This is a genomic window from Paenibacillus lutrae (genome assembly GCF_009757775.1).
Taxonomy (GTDB): domain Bacteria; phylum Bacillota; class Bacilli; order Paenibacillales; family NBRC-103111; genus Paenibacillus_F; species Paenibacillus_F lutrae.
Genome location: NZ_RHLK01000002.1, coordinates 677,779 through 700,427 on the forward strand (window position 1 = coordinate 677,779; position 22,649 = coordinate 700,427).

Consider the following 22,649-nt stretch of genomic DNA (forward strand, 5'->3'; position numbering starts at 1 on the left):
CGGACTTTCATCTGCAAGATGCCTGACATAGCATACCCTGTTTTGCAACTTTGCATTTTAAAAGAACTCTCCATAGCTTCGGTCGTGAGGATTGGATATAATAAAGGGATCATTCAAATGTGAGGGAGAATGCATTGAAGAACTCGAAAATTTTGCAAACGATGGAATTTCATAAAATCACACATAAATTAGGGACTCATGCGGCAACCTCGTTAGGAATCGCGAAAGCAGAAGAGGTGCGTCCTTCAGGCGATTATACAGAAGTAAAGCTTCGCCTTCAGGCAACGGATGAAGCCTTTGCAGTCGACCGCCTTAAGGGAGGCGCTCCGTTCGGAGGCATCCGCGATATTCGTGCAGCCATACACCGGGCGAGGGTGGGAGGTATGCTGAACCCGAGTGAGCTTCTTGATATTTCGACGACCATTTACGGAGGAAGGCGGCTGCGCAAGTTCCTCGAGACGATGAACGAGCAGCATCCCATTCCGATGCTTACGGGTTGGGCCGAGCTGTTGAGCGATAACAAAGAGATGGAAGACCGAATCAAAAGCTGCATCGACGATAACGCATCGGTGATGGACAGCGCAAGCAGCGATTTGGCGCGTATCCGCAGCGAGCTAAGAAGCGGAGAGGCGCGTGTGCGTGAGAAGCTGGAGCAGATGATCCGCAGCACGTCCGTCCAGAAAATGCTCCAGGATGCGCTCGTAACGATGCGTGGAGACCGGTATGTGATTCCGGTCAAGCAGGAATATCGTTCTTCGTTCGGCGGGATGATCCACGACCAGTCCGCTTCGGGCGCTACTTTATTCATCGAGCCGGAGGCGGTCGTGACGCTCAACAACCGCATTCGTGAGCTGAAGCTCAAGGAAGAGGCGGAGGTTGAGAAAATTCTGCGCATGCTGACGGCTCAAGTGGCCGAGATATCGGAGGAACTGCTCGCCGATGTCGAGCTGCTTGCCCAGCTGGACTTTACGTTCGCCAAGGCGGGCCTTGCCCGCGAACTGAAGGCGACCCTCCCGCGGCTGAACGACCGGGGATTCCTGAAGCTTAAGCGGGCACGCCATCCGCTGATTCCGATGGATAAGGTCGTCCCGATCGATCTGGAGCTTGGCGCAAGCTTTACGACTATTATCGTGACCGGTCCGAACACCGGGGGGAAGACGGTTTCTTTGAAAACAGTCGGACTTCTCAGCCTGATGGCCATGTCCGGATTATTTATCCCGGCTGAAGAAGAAAGCGAGCTTTGTGTGTTCGACGGCATTTATGCCGATATCGGCGATGAGCAGAGCATTGAACAGAGCCTCAGTACGTTCTCCAGCCATATGACCAATATCATCGGAATTCTGAAGGATATGACGCCCAAAAGCCTGGTGCTCCTGGATGAGCTTGGGGCGGGTACGGATCCTGCAGAAGGTTCGGCGCTCGCCATCTCCCTTCTGGAGAACATCCACAGGATGGGCTGCCGGATGATCGCGACCACTCACTACAGCGAGCTCAAAGCGTATGCGTACGAACGGCGCGGCGTCATTAACGCCAGCATGGAGTTCGATGTCCAGACGCTGAGCCCGACATACCGCCTGCTGGTCGGGGTTCCCGGCCGAAGCAACGCGTTCGCGATTGCGGAGCGTCTGGGCCTCCCGCGCGCGATTATCGACAGCGCCCGCGTACAGGTCAGCGACGAGGATCAGCGCGTCGAGACCATGATCGCCTCGCTGGAGGAGAATCGTCTGACCGCCGAGGCCGAGCGCAACAGCGCGGAGCAGATCCGCCGCGAGACCGAGCAGCTTCGCACGGTCCTGACCAAAGAGCGGGAGCGTCTCGAGGAGCAGCGCGACAAGGTGCTGCTCAAGGCGCAGCAGGAAGCGCAGGACGCCGTAGCCAAAGCCCGCCGCGAAGCGGAAGAGATCATCGCGGACCTGCGCAGGCTCGCGAAGGAAGAGGCCGGCGCCATCAAGGAGCATAAGCTCATTGATGCGCGCCGCCGCCTGGATGAAGCGGAGCCTAACCTCCGCAAGTCCGGAGCGAAGCAGCCGCAGCGCACCAGGCAGGCCGATGCCGAGCCGGGTGATGAGGTCCGGGTCATCAGTCTGGGCCAGAAAGGTCATGTCGTTGACATTGTGAACGGCACCGAGGTGACTGTCCAGCTTGGGATTATGAAGATGAAGGTCAAAAAATCCGATCTTGAAGTGATCAAAGCGGCTCCTCAGAAAAAACCGGTTCAACAAGCCGCGGCTACGGTTAAACGTACTCGTGACGACAATATCCGGATGGAGCTGGATTTACGGGGCGCTAATGTCGAGGAAGGAATTCTGGACCTTGACCAGTTCCTGGATGAGTCGTTCCTGAACAATTTCGGCCAAGTCTTCGTCATTCACGGTAAAGGCACAGGAGTACTCCGGGCAGGGATCCAAGATTACTTGCGCAAGCACAAACATGTCAAAAGTTTCCGCATTGGTGCCTATAATGAAGGCGGCAACGGGGTTACGGTAGTCGAGCTTAACTAGTGTTCATTACGATCAGGATTGATTTAGCGAGGCGAGGCTCAGACTTGGCCAGAGAGGCCTGAAGCTGAGCGATTTGGCCCGCATACTAAGATTTCTTCCGGATGGGTGCAAAAATATTTTAGGAATGAATGAAACGTAATTGTGGGTCCCGCGTATGAAAAAGTATGGAAAAACAAAATAAGACATTTAAGCGAAAGCGGGAGGTATAACCATTATGGGGATTTTTAAACGACTGAGAGACTTAACGATGGCTTCAATGAACGACCTGCTTGACAAAGCAGAGGACCCGGTCAAGATGTTGAACCAGTTCCTTAGAGATATGGAGCAAGACATTCAAGAAGCGGAAGTTGCGGTAGCCAAGCAGATCGCGATCGAGAAGAAATTCAAGCAGCAGTACGAAGAAGCGGAAGAAATGGTAGAAAAGCGGACCGAGCAGGCTATGAAAGCTCTGGAGCAGGGCAATGAAGACCTCGCCCGCCGCGCGCTTGAAGACAAGAAGGAACATCAGATCAAGTTTGACGAGATGAAGCGCCAGTTTGATGTCGCCAAAACCAATGCGGATCAGCTTCGCAGCCAACTGTCTGAGATGAAAGATGAGTTCACGAAACTGAAGAACAAGAAAGACCTGCTGATCGCGCGCGCTGAAGCTGCTAAAGCTCAGAAGCATATCAACCAGGCGCTGTCGGGCTTCGGTTCGGACAACGCAGCCAAAGGCTTTGACCGCATGTCCGAGAAGGTTCTCCAAATGGAAGCCGAGGCACAGGCAAGCAATGAGCTCCGTTCCAAGAGCAAGAGCCTGGATGACGAACTTGACAAGCTCGGTGCGACTGACGGAATCGCAGATGAACTGGCAGCTATGAAAGCAAAGCTGGCTGAAAAAAATAAATAACCGTGCTATAATGGCGGTATGCCTTAACACAGAGACTGGGATTTATTCTCAGTCTTTTCCCTTGTTCACTACTTTCACACCGGAGGGGGCATACACTTGCATGAAGAGGTGAATCAATTGCTTAGCAATCCTTATTTGGGGGCGCTTGCTTTTTTTTCTGTCGCGGTTGTTACGGTTGTCGTGTTCCTGACACTATTTGAGATTGTAACGAAGTACAATGACTGGGAAGAAATCAAACGCGGGAATGTATCTGTGGCAATGGCCACCGGAGGTAAAATATTCGGAATTTGCAACGTATTCCGTTTTGCCATCCTCAACAACGATTCGCTGATCCGTTCTTTGATGTGGGCGGGGTTCGGATTCATCCTGCTGATGGCCGCTTATTTTATCTTTGAGTTTTTGACTCCTTATTTTAAAATAGACGACGAAATAAAAAAGGACAACCGCGCGGTCGGATTGCTCTCTATGATGATCTCTGTCTCCCTTTCCTATGTGATTGGAGCTTGCGTTACTTAAGATACAGGGACGCTAAAGAGCGGGCCTGGCGTTGTGCTCGGGTACCGGGAGGGTTACGGGAAAATGAAATATTTATGGGGAATTCTGCTTGCGCTGGCCATCTTGTTCATGGGGCTGGGTGTGCGCTACCTGATGGTGCAATAGGCAGGAGAAGATGTTGGATGAGGAAAGTCAGCCAGGAGGTATGAAGTATGACCGAAATACGAAGAGAAGAAGAGAAAGAGACGTTCTGTCCCTGGTGTCAGACGGAAATCGTATGGGACCCTGAGATCGGGCCTGAGGAATCTTGCCCTCACTGCTACAATGAACTGGGCAATTATCGCAGCCTGACCCTCGGATCCGAATTGAACGAGGAAGACGACGAAGACGAAGACGAGAAACCGCCGGTTGCCGATTCCGGAGAAGATTTGCTCTGGGAAGAGGACGCCGGATACACGGATGCGTATGCCGAAGCGGTAATGAGCTGCCTGGATACGCAGGAAGAAGCGCCCGAGTGCTCCTCCTGCCGTGAACTGATGCTGCATGCCGGTACGCAGTCGCCTGGCGCCGATTATAAAGCCGCGATCCCGGCTGCATTAGGCAAACCGTTCCTGGACGACGGTTACAAATTAAATGTGTATGTCTGTCCTTCTTGCTTTAAAGTGGAGACGTTCCTAGATGATGCGGCAAGAGAGCGTATGCTGGCTGCATTCGGTGTCGAGAAAGATCCGCAGGCCTAAGCCTGCCCAAAGAAAGTTCAATGAACCGCACGTCCATTACGGACGGAGCGGTTTTTTTTGTTTTTTTGTCAGGCACGAAAGCGGAAGAAATTTGCTTCATTGAAGAGAGCCTCTTTTGGAAACGATAAGGAAGATGAGTTGCCCGAAAGGAAGGGATTTCTAAGTGCAGCAGAACAAAACCCGGCGTCGCTCCCGGTTTATGGCCTGGTTCAGCGGGCAGGGGAGCGGGCAGACAACCGCATCAAGCCCTGCGGCGTACGCCGAATCACTCAAGCCGGCCGATGAGCCTGCTGCAGCATCGAGACTGGATCGCCAAACGATCCTGCTGCTGCTTGAGAATGCTTTTTACGGGGCGGCCCATGCGCTCTCCGGAACTTTTGTCAGTATTTATTTGTGGAAGGCAAAGAATGATTTCGCGATGATCGGCTGGTTTGCACTTATTCATCAGCTTAGTACGGCACTGACATTCTGGCTGGCAGGCAAGTGGGTGAAAGAGCATAACAAGATGAACTGTCTGCGGACAGGTGTAGCTTTATCCGCTTCCTTTTACATACTCGTTCTTCTGCTGGGGACCAAAAGTGTCGATTACATTATGCTGCTGGGTATGGTGCAGGGACTAGCCGCGGGTTTCTTCTGGCTGGCCTTTAATATCGTCTATTTTGAAGTCACAAGCAGGGAAACGAGAGACAAGTTTAATGGGCTGGCCGGGCTTATGGGCGCGGGAGTCGGCATGCTGGCACCATGGGCTTCGGGTTTAATCATTGTGCAGATGTCCGGAAATCTCGGTTATAAGGTAATTTTCTCCATATCGCTGACTATATTCCTGCTGGGAGTTGTCGTTAGCTTTTTTCTCAAAAAACGCAAAATTGAAGGGACCTATGACTGGACGTATGGACTGCGATGCTTGCGAAGCCCCGGGAATGTCTGGCGGCCTGTATGCGCGGCTCTTGTCGCTCAAGGTTTCCGGGAAGGGGTATTCGGCTTCCTGATCGCCCTTATGGTCTATATCGCGACAACCAGCGAACAGAAACTTGGCAACTTTGCGCTTATTACGTCGGGGGTATCTTTCGTCAGTTTCTGGTTTGCAGGCCGATTCCTGAAGCCGAAGTTCCGGAGCAGGGGGATGCTGGTTGGCGTGATTATGGTCATAGTGGTGATTCTTCCATTTTACTGGAAAGTAAACTACATGACGCTGCTGCTTTTCGGCGTAGGAACGGCCTTGTTTCTTCCGCTCTATACCATCCCGATGACTTCGTCCGTTTTTGATCTGATCGGTATGAATGCGGAAAGTGTGAGCAGACGGGAAGAATTCGTAGTGCTGCGCGAAATTTCCATTAATACGGGGAGAATGCTGGGTACGCTGCTGTTTATTATCGTGATTTCCCGCAGCACGGCCCCTGCCGTGGTCAATACACTGCTTCTCCTGCTGGGCAGCGCTCCCTTGATCTCCTGGTTTTTCATGAGAAAAGTGCTCCGGCTCAAAAACTCTTGACAAGGCCTTAAATTCCTATAAAAATAGTAGGTATAGGAACCGGGTCCGGCAGCAAGATTTCAGTCCGGTTGGAATGGAACGGCAGTATGCATCAGGGAGGAAACGATCATGGGGAAAAAATTAGTGAACAGTATTGCGGAGTTAATCGGGGATACACCGGCCGTCAGGCTGAACCGTCTGACAGGCGATGAACATGCGGAAGTCTATGTGAAGCTCGAATATTTCAATCCGAGCGGCAGTGTAAAAGACCGCGCCGCTTATAATTTAATCGTGCAGGCGGAGAAAGACGGCCTCCTGCAGCCCGGAGCTACGATCATAGAGCCGACGAGCGGCAACACGGGTATCGGGCTGGCGATGAACGCAGCGGCCAAGGGCTATAAGGCTATCCTGGTCATGCCGGACAATATGACCAAGGAGCGGATCAATCTGCTCAAGGCCTATGGAGCCGATGTTGTGCTGACTCCGGCCGCGCAGCGGATGCCGGGTGCGATTGCGAAGGCGCTGGAGCTGCAGCAGGACATTCCCGGCAGCTACATCCCGCAGCAGTTCGAGAACAAGGCGAACCCCGATATTCACCGGGTGACGACGGCGCTTGAGATCATCGAGCAGACGGATGGACGTCTGGACGCGTTCGTCGCTTCCTCCGGAACGGGCGGTACGATTACCGGGACGGGCGAAGTGCTCCGGGAGCGCATTCCCGGAATCAAGATCTACGTGGTCGAGCCGGCGGGCTCACCCGTGCTTTCGGGCGGAGAGCCCGGACCGCACAAGCTTGTCGGGACGAGCCCGGGCTTTGTGCCCGCCATCCTCAACACGGACGTGTACGATGAAATCGTACAAGTATCGGATGAGGATGCGGTGCGCACGACGCGCGAGCTGGCCGCCCAAGAAGGCATCTTGGTCGGGCCTTCCGCGGGCGCGACGGTCTGGACGGCCATTCAGATTGCCCGCAGGCTCGGACCGGGCAAGAGGGTGCTGTGCATAGCGCCGGACACCGGGGAGCGGTATTTGAGCTCCGGAGTATTCGGAGAGTAGAACGGCGGCACATCCGGCACCATTGCGAGTAAACTTGCGAGGAACCGAGCTTTATCCTGCAACAAGACAGAACAGCCTTACGGTTCGTCACGCCCATCATGCTGATTATCGGCATGAAGGAGGTGGCGTCTGGAGGGCTTTTTTTTATAGCAAGAAAATAAATAGGGGGTTAAGCGGAATAGTTATTCGTATCATTGAATAAAAATACATAATGATGTATAATTATCGAAGAGGTATTGTGCGAAGAAAGGTGGATTACGAAAATGATTTCCTTGATGTGTGAAATTCCAAAACCATGGATTCTAAATCCCTTCATACAATCGTATACGGAACTGACTCAGCTCAGTGTGGACTACAGACATTTGAAAGAAATCCCCGCCAGTCAATTTATTTCCGCTTATGAGGATCAGGAGTTGGTAGGGATCGCTTTCGTGGCGGCGGCCGGTCAGGCGGAGACGGAGACGGAGACGGAGACGGAGTCCTCCTTATCGGTGATGATTCTGCCTTCCTATCACAAGCGGGGAATTGAAAGCTCCATGCTGCGCCTTTTGAAAGGCAAGCAGAGCCGGGGAGCCTGAAAGCAAGCGGGGTGCCCGCGGCAGCGAAAATTGCATAAGATGTTAAAGGCTGTAGAGCGGAGGAGCTCCCGGCCTTTTTGTGATTGTGCTTTTTATTGAATTCATACCGGGCTGGGTGTAATATGATAAATAAAGATTTTATGCTTAAACAAGTTGGGCACGACCATTAAGCTGGATGCGTAAGTGATCATGATCCAAGCAGGAGGTTCGAAGATGAACGAACTTAATCACCAAATTCTTGAAATCCTCAAAGAAGATTCCCGCCGTAATCCGGCCCTTGTGGCTACTATGCTCGGAATTACAGAGGAAGAGGCGGCATCTGCGATACGTCAGATGGAAGAAGATCACATTATTGTTAAATATGCCACTGTTTTGAACTGGAGCAAGGTAGATAGCGAGAAAGTAAACGCGCTTATCGAAGTGCAGATCACGCCTGAACGCGGAACGGGTTTTGACGCCATTGCGGAGCGCATCTATTTATATCCCGAAGTGAAGTCCGTTTATCTGATGTCGGGCGCGTATGATCTGCTTGTCGAAATCGAAGGCCGGACACTTAGAGAAGTATCTTCGTTCGTTTCCAATAAGCTCTCCACGCTGGACCGGGTGCTTTCGACCAAGACTCATTTTATTCTAAAAAAATACAAACAGGACGGGATCATTTTTGATGACCATGAGGATGATCATCGGATGCTGGTCTCGCCATAAAGGACGATGACGATGATAAACCAGGATGAAATCGGACGTAAACAAAAGTCCATGCAGGACTATTTATCGCCGCTGGTCCGGGATATTCCTCCTTCGGGCATCCGGCGTTTTTTTGATTTAGTCAGCGGAAGCAAAGACATTATTTCTCTGGGGGTCGGTGAACCGGACTTTATTACCCCATGGCATGTGCGTGAAGCATGCGTGTACTCTCTGGAGAGAGGCCGCACCAACTATACGCCTAATGCCGGTCTTCCCGAGCTTCGCGAAGCGATTGCCGAATATTTGTACAGCGGCTTCCAAGTCAAATACGAGCCTTCTAATGAAATTGTCGTGACAGTGGGAGGAAGCGAAGCGATCGATCTGGCGCTGCGCGCCCTGATTTCGCCGGGTGACGAAGTGCTTGTGCCGGAGCCGTGTTACATCGCCTACAGTCCGATCGTTACGATCGGAGGCGGCGTATCCGTTGGTCTGGAGACCTTCGCCGAGGACAATTTCAAGCTGAAGCCGGAAGCGCTGCGCGCTAAGCTGACGCCCAAATCGAAGGTGCTGATCTTAAGTTACCCGAGCAATCCTACGGGCGGGATTATGACTTACGAGGATTGGCTGCCAATCGCCAAAATCGTGGAAGAGAACGACCTCATTGTCATCGCCGATGAGATTTATGCGGAACTGACCTACGGCAGCAAGCATGTCTCTTTTGCTTCATTGCCGGGGATGCATGACCGCACGATTCTCGTCAGCGGATTTGCCAAAGCCTTCGCCATGACAGGCTGGCGTGTCGGTTACATGTGCGGGCATCCCGACCTAATCTCGGCTATGCTCAAAATTCACCAGTACACGGTGATGTGCGCCCCGATCATGGGCCAGATCGCAGCGCTTGAAGCACTGCGGAACGGACTGGGGGAAAAAGACCGGATGGTGGATTCGTACAACCAGCGCCGCCGGTTAGTCGTTCAGGGCTTCCGGCAGATCGGTCTGGAATGCCACGAGCCGGAAGGAGCGTTCTATGCTTTCCCGTCTATTAAATCAACGGGATTATCTTCCGAAGAGTTCGCACAGAGACTTCTTGTCGAAGCTAAAGTTGCCGCTGTTCCGGGAGCCGTATTCGGTAACGGAGGAGAAGGTTTTGTCCGCTGTTCTTATGCGACTTCGGTATCTCAGCTCAATGAAGCTTTAGACCGTATTGGAACTTTTATGAAAAAATTGTAAAGGTTTGTCCAAAAAATAGTTTTCAGATTCGGAAAAAACTGATATCTTTAGGGTAAAGGAGGGATCATGATGGCTTTTGAATATCATTTGGCAGATCCGGGAAATTGGTACAGCCATGATGCTCCTGAGCAGCGCTGGTTGTCGAAACGAACTGTAAAGCTAGCATCCCTCTTTCACCTGGAAGAAGAAATTCAGTTTATGCGCAGGCGTTTGGAGCAGTTGGTTCAGTCAGGCGAAGCCATGACATCCAACACGGTTATTGAAATGAGCGTATCTCTTGATCATAAAATCAACGAATATATGAATCTAGTTCAGAAAAGCCGGTAGAGTGCCGGCTTTTTTGCAGCGTTTGGATGGACGATCACATCGGAGGGGTTTTAATGACACAAAAACGCTGGTTACCGGCTGCTTTACTCTTGTTGCTGATTACCGTTCTGGCGGCCGGTTGCGGCAAAGATGAGGCCAAAGCGGATGTTTCTGTTTTCTTTATGAACAAGGAAGGTACTTCGACCGAGAACGCGGTCAAGCTTCAGGAGTCTCTGATCGCGCTGGTCGGACCCGCGCCTAGTATCAGTATTTCGACATCTCCTATTTTTTCCGCGGAGAAAATGATCGTTGAGCTGGGCTATGGCGGACACGGTATCTTTATTCTGCCGGAAGAACAGTTCAAGAATTTTGCCAAGAGCGGATCATTTCTGTCTTTGGACGAGCACTTTAAGCCGGAAGACTATTCCGAGGGAATCGTGGAAGCTGAAATTCAGCCTCCGGACGGCCAGAAAGTGGATAAGAACGCGCCGCCCAAGATGGAAAAGCACTTATACGGCATTCCGCTGAAACATTCCAAGTGGTTTAAAGACAATGGTTTTAACGGTAGCGGCCTGGTCGCCTTTATGGCGGAGAACAGCCGGAACCCGGAATTGTCGCTGGAAGTTCTTAAGAAAATTGCAGGCAAATAGCAGGTAAAGGGCGACTTAGTTTACTTTACTGGTTGTCATGACGGCGGGAGTTCGCCTATAATTGTTGAAAGAACTTGAAGGTTTAAACCAAATACGTCTACCGCCAGGTCCCGCAGATTCTTCTTGCTTCATTGGAAGAGCACGGGTTAATAGGGAAGCCGGTGTAAATCCGGCACGGTCCCGCCACTGTATAACGGAGATGTTCTTACGACGCCACTGTCCAAGGGGATGGGAAGGCAAGGACAGTTAATCATCCGTAAGTCAGGAGACCTGCCTGCCGGTCTTGCAGCACAACATCCTTCGAGGAGAGGATTGCGCGAAACCGGAAATGGCTTCCTGTGAAGCCACAGCCAACTCGTGTTTTCTGAAATCGTCCCCTCTATCTTCGGATAGGGGGTTTTTTGTGTGACGTGCCCAGTTATTATGTAACCCAGCTTCAAGTCAAACTTAAGAATCAAGGGAGAGAAAATGATGAGAAACCCCCAAGAAAGTAAACAATCCAAAAGATATTTGCAGCTGATTCTTGTATTCATGCTTGCCCTGCTGCTAACCGCCTGCGGTAAAAATGAACAACCGCCGGCCGGGACAGCCGCTCCGTCTTCATCCAGTCCGGCACCGCAAACCGCGGACAGTAAGAAAACGCAGTATCCGCTCAAAGTTAAAGATGCAACGGGTAAAGAATTTACTTTTGATAAAGCACCGCAGAAAATTATTTCGGTATCTCCGGCAGAAACCGAAGCTTTGTTTGCAATCGGTCTGGGAGATAAGATCGTAGGCGTCTCGGATTATGACGATTATCCGGCAGAAGCCAAATCGAAACCCAAAATGGGCGGCATCGTACAGCCTAACCAGGAATCTATCATTGCTTCAGGGGCTGAAATCGTCTTTACAGGCGTCTCGATGAAAAGTGAATCCGTCGAGAAACTTCGTGCGATGAATATCAATGTCTTTAAGGTAGAACCCAAGACTGTGGATGATGTGATCCAGAACGTGCTGCTATACGGTAAAATAACCGACCATCAGGAGCAGGCGGAGAAAGTAGTGTCAAAAATGAAAGAAGAACTCAAGAAAGTGACGGATGCTGTCAAAACTGTAGCTGCCGATCAGAAGAAAAAGGTGTACATTGAGTTTTCGCCCGGCTGGACCGTCGGTAAAGGCGAATTCATGGACGAGCTTATTTCGCTGTCAGGCGGCGTTAATGCAGCATCGGATATCACCGGCTGGAAACAGATCAGTGAAGAGAAAATCATCCAGGCGAATCCGGATGTCATTCTATTCGCAAATGATGTCGTCGACGATAAAACAAAGAAAAGTCTGGAACAGCTTATTCGTGAGCGCAGCGGCTGGGGGGAAATCAAAGCGGTCAAAGACAACCGTGTAATCGGACTGGATCAGAATAAACTAAGCCGCCCGGGTCCGAGACTTACTGAAGGTCTGCTGGAAATGGCAAAAGCGATTTATCCGGATCTGGTGAAATAGATGAGAAATAAATGGGGGCTTTGGGGAGGAGTAGGAGTTATACTCCTTCTTCTTTCTATTGTACTCAGCCTTTCGATGGGCTCGGCCCGTCTTCCGGTTGGACATATTACCTCGATTCTGATAAGCAAACTGCCGTTCATAGGGGAAGGGATGGCCGTCACATGGCCAGCCTCATCCGAGCAAATCATTATGAATGTACGCATGCCGCGTGTGGCATTGGCTATTCTGGTAGGCGCGTCATTATCCGTTGCAGGAGCGGCCTTTCAAGGTGTGCTGCGTAATCCGCTGGCTGATCCATATACACTTGGCGTCTCCAGTGGAACGAGTGTGGGCGCGGCTTTTATTATTTATTTCGGTCTGCAGACCGCCTATTTCGGTTCCTGGACGGTACCTATTGTCGGTTTTGTCACAGGAGCCATCTCTTTGTGGATTGTACTCCGTCTGGCTCAAACAGATGGTAAAATCCGCATGGAAACGCTGCTGCTGGCGGGAGTGGTTATGCAGGCTTTTCTCGGAGCCGTCGTGTCTTTCCTTGTTTCCATCTCGAATAAAGTGGTCAACGAAATCGTTTTCTGGCTCATGGGAAGCCTGGCTATGAAGGGCTGGAGTTATTCCGGCGTCCTGCTCCCGTATTTCCTGCTCGCTTTCCTGGTGCTGTTCAGCTACACGAGAACGCTGAATCTGCTGGCTCTGGGAGAGCGTCAGGCAGCGCATCTGGGCATCCATGTTGAACGAACCAAGCTGGTCGTGCTCATTACGGCCACGCTTGTAACGGCCGCAGCCGTTTCCGTATCGGGCGTAATCGGCTTCGTCGGCCTGATCGTTCCCCATCTGGTCCGTCTGCTGGCAGGGCCGGATTATAGGCTGATCGTACCCTTATCTGCGCTCGGCGGCGCGATTTATGTGCTGTGGGCGGATACGCTGGCCCGTACGGTGCTCAGTCCGACCGAAATTCCGCTCGGCGTGATTACCGCATTCCTGGGTGCGCCTTTTTTTGCCTATTTGCTGCGCAAACAGAAGAAATGGGGAAGAGGCTGATGGAACCGATCATTCAGGTAAAACATGCCGCCAAGGCATTTGACGGCACAAAGGTGCTGAGGGACATTAATATAGAGGTGGCTGCCGGTGAATTCTTCGGAATCATCGGCCCCAATGGCAGCGGGAAATCCACGCTGCTGCGCCTCATCTCCGGTGTGGAGCCGGCGACAGAGGGTCAGATCCTGCTGAAAGGCAAAGATGCAAGGGGCTACCCGCGCAGGGAGCTGGCGAGGTGGCTGGCCGTTCTCCAGCAGGATGCTCTGCCGCCACTGGGCTACACGGTACGGGAAGTCGTGGAGATGGGGAGATTCCCTTTCCAGAGCTGGCTGGGTACAGACCGGCCGGATGCGGGAAAGCTGATTGATTCGATCATGCTGCGGCTCGATCTCGAATCGCTGGCGGATCGTACCGTCGAGAACTTAAGCGGCGGACAGCGCCAGCGGGTCGCGCTGGCCAAGGTGATGGCTCAGGAGCCTCGTCTGCTGCTTCTAGACGAGCCCACAACCTTCCTCGACATCGGCTATCAGGTACAGCTTATGGACTATGTGAGCGCTTGGCAGCGTGAGGAAGGGCTGACAGTTGTGGCCGTCCTTCACGACCTGAATCTGGCGTCGCAGTATTGTGACCGGCTGCTTGTCGTCAGTGAAGGACAGGAGGTATCGACCGGGACTCCGGATCGAGTCATGAACATCGAGATGATCCGGAGTGTATATGGAACGGAACCGGTCGTTCTTAAGCATCCAGCCAACGGAAAGCCGCAAATCCTGCTGAAGCGGGGAGAATAGCTATTAGAATCATAAGGCTGGAACATGTATGCTAGTATGTAGATGTTCCGGCTTTTTTTATGGCACAATGGAGTTTCATGTTAAGAATAGAGACCGGATACCGTGAAAGACCGGATACAGTGAAATACAGTAAATACAGGCAGCAAGAGCATTAACGAAGTTCCAACACTAGGAGAGATTACAATGAGTGAGTTAAAAAGAATCGAAGATTTGATCGGGGATATTCATTCCCTGAATCAAGATGCGATAGATGCGGCATCCGCCCACTTGGACAGTCTGACTAAACCGCCCGGGAGCCTGGGGAAACTTGAGGACATTTCGAAGCAGCTGGCCGGTATTATGGGAGAGGTTATTCCGGATGTATCGCATAAAGCGATCGTTGTCATGGCTGCCGACCACGGGGTATGCGAAGAAGGAGTCAGTGCGTTTCCGCAGGAAGTGACGCCTCAGATGGTGCTGAATTTCCTGGAAGGCGGAGCAGCGGTAAATGTTCTGGCCCGCCATGCAGGCGCAGAGGTCGTCTGTGTGGATATCGGCGTGAATGCAGATCTGGAGCATGAGGCTCTTGTAGCCCGCAAAGTGCGGTACGGCACGGCCAATATGGCGCAAGGCCCTGCTATGACCAGAGAGGAGGCAATCCGCGCGATTCTTGTCGGCACAGAGGTCGTGGATGAGCTCGTCGCACGCGGTGTGCGAATTCTGGCAACCGGCGAGATGGGAATCGGCAACACCACCGCCAGTTCTGCTCTGCTCCATGTTCTGGGCGGTGTGGATCTTGAAGCCGGTGTCGGAAGAGGAACCGGCATTGACGATGCAAGGTGGCGCCACAAGCAGGAAGTCATCCGCAGGTCGATTCAAATGAACCGGCCGGATGATCAGGACCCGATTGATGTGCTTGCCAAGGTCGGAGGACTTGAGATTGCAGGCTTGACCGGCGTAATACTGGGAGCGGCCAAGCACTCTTGCGCCGTCGTGATTGACGGCTTCATCTCCTCGGCAGCGGCTCTGATCGCCGCAAGGCTGGCTCCGGTGTCGGTCCAGTATATGATCGGCTCCCATCAGTCCCATGAACAGGGACACGCCAGGATGCTGGAAGCCGTCGGCTTGAAGCCGATGCTGCATATGGACATGAGGCTGGGCGAAGGAACGGGAGCCGCACTCTGCTTTACGCTTATCGATGCGGCCGGTAAAATCATGCGGGAAATGGCTTCGTTCGAAAGTGCCGGTGTCTCACGCGGTTAGATGAAGCCAAGAAGGAGAACAACTCTAATGACCGATCCTATCGTACAAAGCCCCATTCTGGTGACAGGGGGAGCCCGCAGCGGCAAAAGTTCATTCGCGGAACAGCTGTCCGCCAGACTGGCGGATGGGGGCACGTACATCGCGACCGCCCAGATCTGGGACGAGGAGATGAGGGAGCGCGTCGGTCTGCACCGGCGGCAGCGTGAGGTGTCCGGGTTCGCCTGGACGACTCTCGAAGAGCCGCTGGAGCTGCCCGCACTGCTGCGGACCTGCAGCGCCAAAGAAGCGCACTCAGGCGTCGTACTTGTCGACTGCCTGACGCTGTGGCTCTCCAACTGCCTTCTGCGGGTGGAGGGGCAGGCGGATGCTGCGTCTTTGACCAGCGCAGCAGTAGATGAGCTTGTGCGGGCGGTACAAGCTCATGAGGGTCCCCTCGTTCTCGTGACGAACGAGGTCGGCAGCGGTATTGTGCCGGAGTATCCTCTCGGGCGGCTGTACCGGGATCTCGCCGGACGGATGAACCAGCGTCTGGCCTCCGTCTGCGGGCAGGTCTTCCTCGTAACGGCCGGCATTCCGGTTGAATTGAAGAGCCGGGCATTCCGGTTCGAATAGGAGCGGCTTAATGCTTATATACACATGGAATGAAATCATATGCATGGTGCTTGCGGCTATTGCCATTGATCTTGTGATCGGCGATCCCAAATGGCCGACGCATCCTGTTATTCGGATCGGTCGCTGGATCAGTTGGATGGAAAAGCGGCTCCGCCGCCGCACATCCATCACGCCGCACGCCCTCAAATGGAGGGGCGTGGTGCTGGCCTTGTCCACGATGCTGGCCGCCTGCGGCATCATGCTTGCCCTGACATGGGCAGCGGGCGAGATTCACCCCTGGCTCGGCTATGCCGTCACCACGTGGTTCATCTCGACCACGATTGCGGTCAAAGGGCTAAAGGATGCGGCGATGCTGGTAGCGGTGCCGCTGGCTGCCGGGAATCTGGCGGATGCCCGCAAGTACACCGGCTACATTGTAGGCCGGGATACGGCGCAGCTGGACGAAGGGGAGCTGACCCGGGCCGTCGTGGAGACTGTAGCCGAAAATACGGTCGACGGGGTCATCTCGCCGTTAATCTTCGCTCTGATCGGCGGGGCTCCTCTGGCGATGCTGTATCGCGCGGCGAACACCCTGGATTCCATGGTGGGCTATAAGAACGAGCGATACCTGCACTTCGGCTGGGCTTCTGCCCGCTGGGACGATGTGATGAACTGGATTCCGGCCAGGCTGACGGGTCTGCTGCTTGTGCTGTCTGCCGCTGTGCAGCCTCGTATGGACGCGCTCCGGGCCGCACGGTCCATCAGCCGGTTCGCCAGGCTGCATCCGAGCCCTAACAGCGGCATTCCCGAGTCCGCCGTAGCGGGTGCGCTGGGCATTGAGCTGGGCGGCCGCAATGTTTACGGCACGGTCATAAGCGAGCGTGCCCGCATGGGCTGGCCGCTGCGTCCGCTTAGCCGCAAAGATATTAACGCAGCGGTGCGCCTCTTGTACGGGGCTACCGGCTGGATGGCGGGAGGGCTTCTATGCGCACTCTGGGTACTGAATTAAAAAGCTGGCTGCTGGGCTTAACCGCCGCGCTGCAGTTTCTCACTCGTCTGCCGGTTCCCGTGCAGATTGAGTGGACGCCGGCTGTCCTGCGCAGAAGTCTGGCCTTCTACCCGCTCGTCGGCGCTCTGCTGGGCTATGTGCTGCTGGGTTCTGCCTGGCTGCTGGGCATCGTCCTGCCGGAGCTGCCTGCCTCGGTCCTGCTTCTGTGCATCTGGATCGGCCTTACGGGGGCTCTGCATCTGGACGGCCTGATGGATACGGCCGATGGAGTCTTGAGCCACCGCCCGCGGGAGCGTATGCTGGAGATCATGAAAGACAGCCGGGTCGGAGCCATGGGCGTCATTGTATGTGTGCTCGTCATTCTGCTGAAATGGAGCGCACTGTACACGATTCTTCACTCATCCGGGAAGGCCGCTTGCGCCTTACTCGTTCTGGTACCCGTCTGGAGCCGGGCGTTTATGACGGCCGCCGTCGCTTTCTGGCCGTATGCAAGGCGTGAGGGGGGCATGGGCGGCTTCTTTTCAGGAGGGAAAAAGCCGTTTGCTGCCGCTGCCGCGGCTTTCGCATTCGGAATCAGTCTGGCAGTTCTAGGCATCTTTCAACTGCTGGGCCGCCAGATACCGTACGATGTGCTATGGGGAACCTCGCTCGGAATCGTATGGCAGGTTATCCTGACTGCGGTGGTTTTGTTGTCCCTCACATTTGCTGCGGGGTGGGTACTGGCTTCGATGATCGCACGCAAACTTGGCGGTTTGACCGGCGACACGTACGGGGCTTTGAATGAACTGCTGGAGACCGTGCTGCTCCTTGCCATAGCGGCCCTGGTTCAATTTGGCTTCTAGCTTGGCAGCAGTCAGGTGAAGCTGCATTGCTTAGTTTTCGGTGAGGCGGGTTGAGTCCGAATGGAGGACTCCCAGCCTTTTTTCCTATAAATGGGATCGGTATCTATTGAAAAAATGGACAAGGGAAGAGGGATGGACGTTGCTTGAGCGTTACGGACACGGTGGAGATTTGCTGACAGCGGAGGAGAAATTCGGGAGAAGCAGGGGAGAGTTTCTGGATTTCTCATCGAATATGAATCCGCTGGGACCGCCGGAAGCGGTGGAGAATATTCTGCACAATCAGTGGCGGGATATTGTGAAATATCCGGACCCGGCTGTCAGAGAGCTGCGCGGGAAAATCGCAGTCAAGTACGGCGTGCCTATGGAATCCATTCTGGTGGGGAACGGAGCTGCTGAGCTGATCGATCTGATCGTTCGCGTGCTTAAACCAGGCGTAACGGCGCTGGCGAGGCCGTCTTTTAGCGAATATGAGGATGCGGTACATAAAGCTGGCGGACGTGTTCACAATATTCCGCTTCATGCACGCCATAATTTTGTGCTTCAAAGGGAAGATGTGCAGGAAGCGTTCAAGCAATCGGACGCGCTGTTCCTGGGTCAGCCGAACAATCCGACGGGCCGTATTCTGCCCCGTGCACTGCTGCATGAAATAGCGGACACTGGGCATCCGCTCATTCTGGATGAGGCCTTCCTTGATTTTGTGCCTCAAGAGTCGGAGTTGACCATGCTGCGGAGGGCGGCAGCCAGCCCGCATCTGTATGTGATTCGCTCCATGACCAAGTTCTATGCCGTCCCGGGTATCCGCCTCGGTTTTGTCGTGGCGCATCCGGATGTTATCCGCCAGATGGGTCAGCTGCAGGTACCGTGGAGCGTGAATTTCCTGGCGCAATTGATCGGGAGTGCCGTTCTGAATGATGAGGTTTTCGCAGAGCGGACGATTGCGTGGCTCCGGGAGGAGAATCCCTGGCTTCGCGGGAAGCTTGCCTCTCTGGGGCTCACCGTTACGCCCAGTGACATCAATTATGTTCTCTGCAGTCTTCCGCAGGAATCTGCCCTTACGGCACGGGACCTTCAGCAAAAAATGGGCGAGCACGGCATTCTGATCCGCGACGCTTCGCTTTTCGAAGGATTAACCGATTCTTACTTCCGTGTTGCCGTGAAGCTCCGCGAAGATAATGAGCGCCTGATTTCAGTGCTGGCAGAAGTATTGGCGCCGAAATAACGGGGAGATGGCTGCATGATAGGAAAGCAGCTTGACGGCTGTGTGAAAGGCGTATGAAAGCCCCATGAAGGCCCCATGAAGGCTGCGTGAAAGCCGTATGAAAGTCGCATGAAAGTTGCATGGAAGCTGCATGAAAGCCGCATGAAAGCTGCATGGATGCCCCATGAAAACCGCATGGCAGTTTTTAATGAGGCTGTGAGGATGGTTCGGACACCGGAGGGAGGGAAGAGCAGATGAGTAATAACGAAGCGGCAGAAAGCAGGATGGGTTCGGTCAATTCTTCTATGTCGGAGGGCGGTCTGAATTCAACGGAAGGCGGATCTTCAACGGCCCTTCGTCTGGCGAGGACGCTTATGATACAAGGAACTGCATCCGATGTCGGGAAAAGTATTGTTACGGCAGCCTTATGCCGTATTTTCGTCCAGGACGGTAAGCGTGTGGCGCCGTTCAAGTCGCAGAACATGTCACTTAACTCTTATGTCACTCCAGACGGCCGTGAGATTGGGCGTGCGCAGGGTGTGCAGGCGGATGCCTGCCGGATTGCGGCTACGACTGATATGAATCCGATTCTGCTAAAACCGACTGGTGATATGCGCTCACAGGTTGTCGTCCATGGCAAGCCTCTGATGGATATGGATGCGGGTGAGTATCGGGAATCCTATCTGCCTGTTGCGGAGGGAATTGTCCGGGGAGCTCTGGATAGACTGCGCCAAAGCAGCGAACTCGTCATTCTTGAAGGGGCTGGCAGCCCGGCCGAGATTAATCTGAAGGATCGCGATATTGTTAATATGCGGATGGCGGGATGGGCGGATGCGCCTGTTGTTCTCGTAGCGGATATTGACCGCGGCGGGGTTTTTGCGGCGATTGTCGGTACGCTGGAGCTGCTGGAACCTGATGAAAGAGACCGGGTGAAGGGCTTTATTATTAACAAATTCCGCGGTGACATCGGACTGCTGCGGCCTGGGCTGGACTGGCTGGAGCGGCGGACAGGAAAACCTGTGCTCGGCGTGATTCCGTACTATCCGAAGCTGGGAATCGAGGATGAAGATTCGGCTTCGCTGGATTCCAAAAAACGACTGGAGACGCAGACGCTGCATTCCTCCAGCCGGGATCGGACAGATGTACTGGAAATCGGTATCCTTCGTCTGCCGCGAATCTCTAATTTTACCGATATCGATCCGCTGCATGAGGAGCCTGATGTCCATGTCCGCTATATTACCGGACCGGACGACTGGGGAAGTCCCGATATTCTGATTATCCCCGGAAGCAAAAACACGATAGGGGACCTGCTTTTTCTGCGTGAAAGCGGACTGGCTGCCCGGATCGGCACGTATGCCCGGAAGAACGGATATATAGCCGGGATATGCGGCGGTTACCAGATACTCGGGGAAAGTCTCTCCGATTGTTCCGGAGCCGAATCCGGTTTCACCGGAGAGCTGGAAGGACTGGGACTGCTTCCTGTAAGAACGGAATTCACGGCTGTGAAGAAAACGGTCCGGGCCGAGGGAATCTGCCGCTTGTTCGCCAGTAATTGCGGGCTGCCGGTAGAGGGCTACGAAATCCATATGGGGGAAACGCATGTGACCAAAGCGGATGTGGAGCGTCCTTTCCGGCTTCGTGTGTGTGTTCAGTCTCCGGGCGGCACCCGGCAAGCAGCTGCCGAATATCACCCCGACGGAGCTTCCGCCGATGGTGGACGCATATGGGGAACATATTTGCATGGGGTGCTGCACAACGATGATTTCCGCCGGGCCTGGTTAAATGAGGTCAGACTCGGCAAAGGCTGGGAGCCGCTGCAGGCGGAGCTTCGTTACCGGGAGAAAAGAGAAGAGGCCTTCGACCGGCTTGCAGTGCATGTCCGTGCCCATCTCGATATGGCGAAGCTGTATGAGATTGCAGGACTCTCCGACTAGCAAGTAGAACTCTATTAGACTTACAATTAAGGACGGCCGGTATGTACGGTCAGGGCGAATGAGTGAATCAAGGAGTTACCCATGTATAGGGACGCGAAGAAGGCGCAATTGCTTGTTACAAGAAAAGCATGTTTGCGCTGTTAGTTCGTGGGCGCTATGATGAAGAGAAGGTTTGAAACGGGTTTAATGGCCTATGGAGAGTCTCCTTGCAGCTAAGCGGAAATGAAGCGTGAAGCCGGATGCGTAATTCGGGGCTCATGAATAAGAATCAATGATAAAGACTGGGGGAATTTTCCTTGAAAATTTATACAAGAACCGGTGATGCGGGAAAAACAGGCGTCATCGGAGGACGGGTCGATAAAGATGACGATCGCGTAGAAGCATACGGTACCGTGGATGAGCTGAACAGCTTTGTGGGTCAGGCGATGGGCTTCCTTGATCCGGCCAAATTCGCCGATATGCTCGATGATCTGCTTACGATTCAGCATGAGTTGTTTGACTGCGGCTCCGACCTTGCACTGCTTAAGCAGGATAAGAGGCCGTATAAGGTTAATTCGGACATGGTCGAGAACCTCGAAACATGGATCGATAAGTATGATGCCGAAACGCCGGATATTACCCGCTTTATTCTGCCGGGCGGGAGCCAATCCTCTCCGGCTATGCACGTGTGCCGGACGGTATGCCGCCGTGCGGAAAGACGCGTTGTAACACTGGCCCGTACGCAAGAGATTAATTCCGATGTCCGTCACTATCTGAATCGCTTATCGGATCTGTTCTTTACTCTGGCAAGAACGGCTAATTTCCGCGAAGGGCAGTCTGATGTGGAATACCTGCGCAGTGCTGAAGTGTTCCGCAGGAAATCATGAACTACTACGCACCTATAATCTATCAGGTCCCTCCCGAAGAGGAGGGTTTTTATCTGAAGACGATTCTGCACAACAAGCTGGGTTTATCACGCAAGCTGGTTTCCCGTCTGAAACAGACGGAGCAAGGGATTACGGTCAATGGACGAAGAGAATACATCTCGATCAAAGTACAGAGCGGAGACCGGATCGAATTGCGGATGGAAGAAGAAGAGTCCGAAGATATTCTGCCGCAGGATATTCCTCTGGAGATTCTGTATGAGGATGAGCATTTGCTTATCGTAAACAAAGAACCCGGCATGATTGTCCATCCGACGCACGGCCATTACGTCAATACAATCGCTAACGGGGTTGTTCATCACTGGAAACAGCGCGGTGAGAATGTCCGGTTCCGGCCGATTCACCGGCTCGATCAGGAAACGTCCGGGGTACTGGCGATTGCCAAAAATCCGTATGTGCACCAGCAAATTTCGGAGCAGATGATCGCCCGCACGATCCATAAGGAGTACCTTGCGCTTGTGCACGGAAGCGTAGCGGAAGATAAAGGGACGATTGATGCGCCTATCGACCGGGATCCCGAAGAGCCGCATGTCCGCATTGTAACGCCGGATGGCTACCGCGCGGTCACGCACTACGAAGTCGTGCAGCGCTATGCCGGCCTTACTCTGGTGCGGCTCATGCTCGAAACCGGCAGGACGCATCAGATTCGCGTCCATATGAAACACCTCGGACATCCGCTTCTTGGTGACAAGATGTACGGGGCGGGCAGCGGCGAAGCGGCGGAGGCCTGTGACCGCTTGCGCACGGAGGCGGAAGGAGACCCTTCCGCCCACCTCCCGGCGGCCGCCGCCGCCGGATGCGAACTCTCACGCCAGGCGCTGCATGCGTACCGCCTGGCGTTCGACCACCCGGGCACAAGGAACCGGGTGGAGTTCACCGCTCCGCTGCCGGCGGATATGCAGGCAGTTATCGACGCCTGCGGCTGATCATGCGGAGCGGCATAATCTTGACCGGCCGCGTACAAGAGCGGCCCGCTGCCCTTATTTGCCTTCTGGCGGAGTGGAACTT

General features: G+C 53.7%; 22 protein-coding genes and 1 riboswitch. All 22 genes read left to right on the forward strand.

The window, feature by feature from the left end:
- Window positions 1-134 precede the first annotated feature (134 nt).
- The 22 genes from EDM21_RS05305 to EDM21_RS05410 all read left to right on the forward strand — a co-directional run bounded on the left by EDM21_RS05305 (window position 135) and on the right by EDM21_RS05410 (window position 22,567).
- Window positions 135-2,501 (forward strand): endonuclease MutS2, encoded by a 2,367-nt coding sequence (locus tag EDM21_RS05305; RefSeq protein WP_338043930.1) that lies wholly within the window; start codon window positions 135-137, stop codon window positions 2,499-2,501.
- Between the two features lie 214 nt (window positions 2,502-2,715).
- Window positions 2,716-3,390, forward strand: a complete 675-nt coding sequence (locus EDM21_RS05310) for a PspA/IM30 family protein (protein WP_068776418.1) — start codon at window positions 2,716-2,718, stop codon at window positions 3,388-3,390.
- A 96-nt stretch (window positions 3,391-3,486) separates the two neighbouring features.
- Entirely contained in the window at window positions 3,487-3,906 is a 420-nt protein-coding gene (locus EDM21_RS05315; protein WP_157333525.1) for a DUF350 domain-containing protein, read from the forward strand.
- Window positions 3,907-4,097: 191 nt separating this feature from the next.
- Window positions 4,098-4,625: a hypothetical protein gene (locus tag EDM21_RS05320; protein WP_157333528.1), complete on the forward strand. Its 528-nt coding sequence runs from the start codon at window positions 4,098-4,100 to the stop codon at window positions 4,623-4,625.
- Window positions 4,626-4,788: 163 nt separating this feature from the next.
- Window positions 4,789-6,117, forward strand: coding sequence for an MFS transporter (locus EDM21_RS05325; RefSeq protein WP_338043931.1), 1,329 nt, complete (start codon window positions 4,789-4,791; stop codon window positions 6,115-6,117).
- Between the two features lie 108 nt (window positions 6,118-6,225).
- Window positions 6,226-7,152, forward strand: a complete 927-nt coding sequence (cysK, locus tag EDM21_RS05330; RefSeq protein WP_157333530.1) for a cysteine synthase A — start codon at window positions 6,226-6,228, stop codon at window positions 7,150-7,152.
- Between the two features lie 263 nt (window positions 7,153-7,415).
- Window positions 7,416-7,730: a GNAT family N-acetyltransferase gene (locus tag EDM21_RS05335; protein WP_157333532.1), complete on the forward strand. Its 315-nt coding sequence runs from the start codon at window positions 7,416-7,418 to the stop codon at window positions 7,728-7,730.
- A gap of 213 nt (window positions 7,731-7,943) precedes the next feature.
- Window positions 7,944-8,435: an Lrp/AsnC family transcriptional regulator gene (locus EDM21_RS05340; RefSeq protein WP_157333534.1), complete on the forward strand. Its 492-nt coding sequence runs from the start codon at window positions 7,944-7,946 to the stop codon at window positions 8,433-8,435.
- A gap of 12 nt (window positions 8,436-8,447) precedes the next feature.
- Window positions 8,448-9,644 carry an aminotransferase class I/II-fold pyridoxal phosphate-dependent enzyme gene (locus EDM21_RS05345; protein ID WP_157333536.1) on the forward strand — a complete coding sequence of 399 codons (1,197 nt, stop codon included), beginning with the start codon at window positions 8,448-8,450 and terminating at the stop codon, window positions 9,642-9,644.
- A gap of 69 nt (window positions 9,645-9,713) precedes the next feature.
- Window positions 9,714-9,971 carry an aspartyl-phosphate phosphatase Spo0E family protein gene (locus EDM21_RS05350; protein WP_235918036.1) on the forward strand — a complete coding sequence of 86 codons (258 nt, stop codon included), beginning with the start codon at window positions 9,714-9,716 and terminating at the stop codon, window positions 9,969-9,971.
- Window positions 9,972-10,024: 53 nt separating this feature from the next.
- Entirely contained in the window at window positions 10,025-10,600 is a 576-nt protein-coding gene (locus EDM21_RS05355) for a hypothetical protein (RefSeq protein WP_157333538.1), read from the forward strand.
- Window positions 10,601-10,688: 88 nt separating this feature from the next.
- Window positions 10,689-10,892: riboswitch (cobalamin riboswitch) on the forward strand.
- 179 nt (window positions 10,893-11,071) lie between these two features.
- A complete protein-coding gene (locus tag EDM21_RS05360) occupies window positions 11,072-12,079 on the forward strand; it encodes an ABC transporter substrate-binding protein (protein WP_157333864.1) in 1,008 nt (335 codons plus the stop codon).
- Window positions 12,080-13,117, forward strand: a complete 1,038-nt coding sequence (locus EDM21_RS05365) for a FecCD family ABC transporter permease (protein WP_157333540.1) — start codon at window positions 12,080-12,082, stop codon at window positions 13,115-13,117.
- Complete coding sequence (locus tag EDM21_RS05370; RefSeq protein ID WP_157333542.1) at window positions 13,117-13,902, forward strand: ABC transporter ATP-binding protein; 786 nt, start codon at window positions 13,117-13,119, stop codon at window positions 13,900-13,902. Before EDM21_RS05365 ends, EDM21_RS05370 begins: the two co-directional genes overlap by 1 nt.
- A 183-nt stretch (window positions 13,903-14,085) precedes the next feature.
- Window positions 14,086-15,144: a nicotinate-nucleotide--dimethylbenzimidazole phosphoribosyltransferase gene (cobT, locus tag EDM21_RS05375; protein ID WP_157333544.1), complete on the forward strand. Its 1,059-nt coding sequence runs from the start codon at window positions 14,086-14,088 to the stop codon at window positions 15,142-15,144.
- Window positions 15,145-15,171: 27 nt separating this feature from the next.
- Complete coding sequence (gene cobU, locus EDM21_RS05380; RefSeq protein WP_157333546.1) at window positions 15,172-15,756, forward strand: bifunctional adenosylcobinamide kinase/adenosylcobinamide-phosphate guanylyltransferase; 585 nt, start codon at window positions 15,172-15,174, stop codon at window positions 15,754-15,756.
- 10 nt (window positions 15,757-15,766) lie between these two features.
- On the forward strand, window positions 15,767-16,744 hold the full coding sequence (gene cbiB, locus EDM21_RS05385; RefSeq protein ID WP_157333547.1) for an adenosylcobinamide-phosphate synthase CbiB: 978 nt from the start codon (window positions 15,767-15,769) through the stop codon (window positions 16,742-16,744).
- On the forward strand, window positions 16,720-17,586 hold the full coding sequence (cobS, locus tag EDM21_RS05390) for an adenosylcobinamide-GDP ribazoletransferase (protein WP_157333549.1): 867 nt from the start codon (window positions 16,720-16,722) through the stop codon (window positions 17,584-17,586). The genes cbiB and cobS overlap by 25 nt, the downstream gene beginning before the upstream one ends.
- Window positions 17,587-17,692: 106 nt before the next feature.
- Window positions 17,693-18,805, forward strand: coding sequence for a threonine-phosphate decarboxylase CobD (cobD, locus tag EDM21_RS05395; RefSeq protein ID WP_235918037.1), 1,113 nt, complete (start codon window positions 17,693-17,695; stop codon window positions 18,803-18,805).
- Between the two features lie 233 nt (window positions 18,806-19,038).
- Entirely contained in the window at window positions 19,039-20,718 is a 1,680-nt protein-coding gene (locus EDM21_RS05400) for a cobyric acid synthase (protein WP_157333551.1), read from the forward strand.
- Window positions 20,719-21,014: 296 nt separating this feature from the next.
- On the forward strand, window positions 21,015-21,584 hold the full coding sequence (locus EDM21_RS05405) for a cob(I)yrinic acid a,c-diamide adenosyltransferase (protein WP_157333553.1): 570 nt from the start codon (window positions 21,015-21,017) through the stop codon (window positions 21,582-21,584).
- Window positions 21,581-22,567 carry an RluA family pseudouridine synthase gene (locus EDM21_RS05410; RefSeq protein ID WP_157333555.1) on the forward strand — a complete coding sequence of 329 codons (987 nt, stop codon included), beginning with the start codon at window positions 21,581-21,583 and terminating at the stop codon, window positions 22,565-22,567. The genes EDM21_RS05405 and EDM21_RS05410 overlap by 4 nt, the downstream gene beginning before the upstream one ends.
- Window positions 22,568-22,649: the final 82 nt, after the last annotated feature.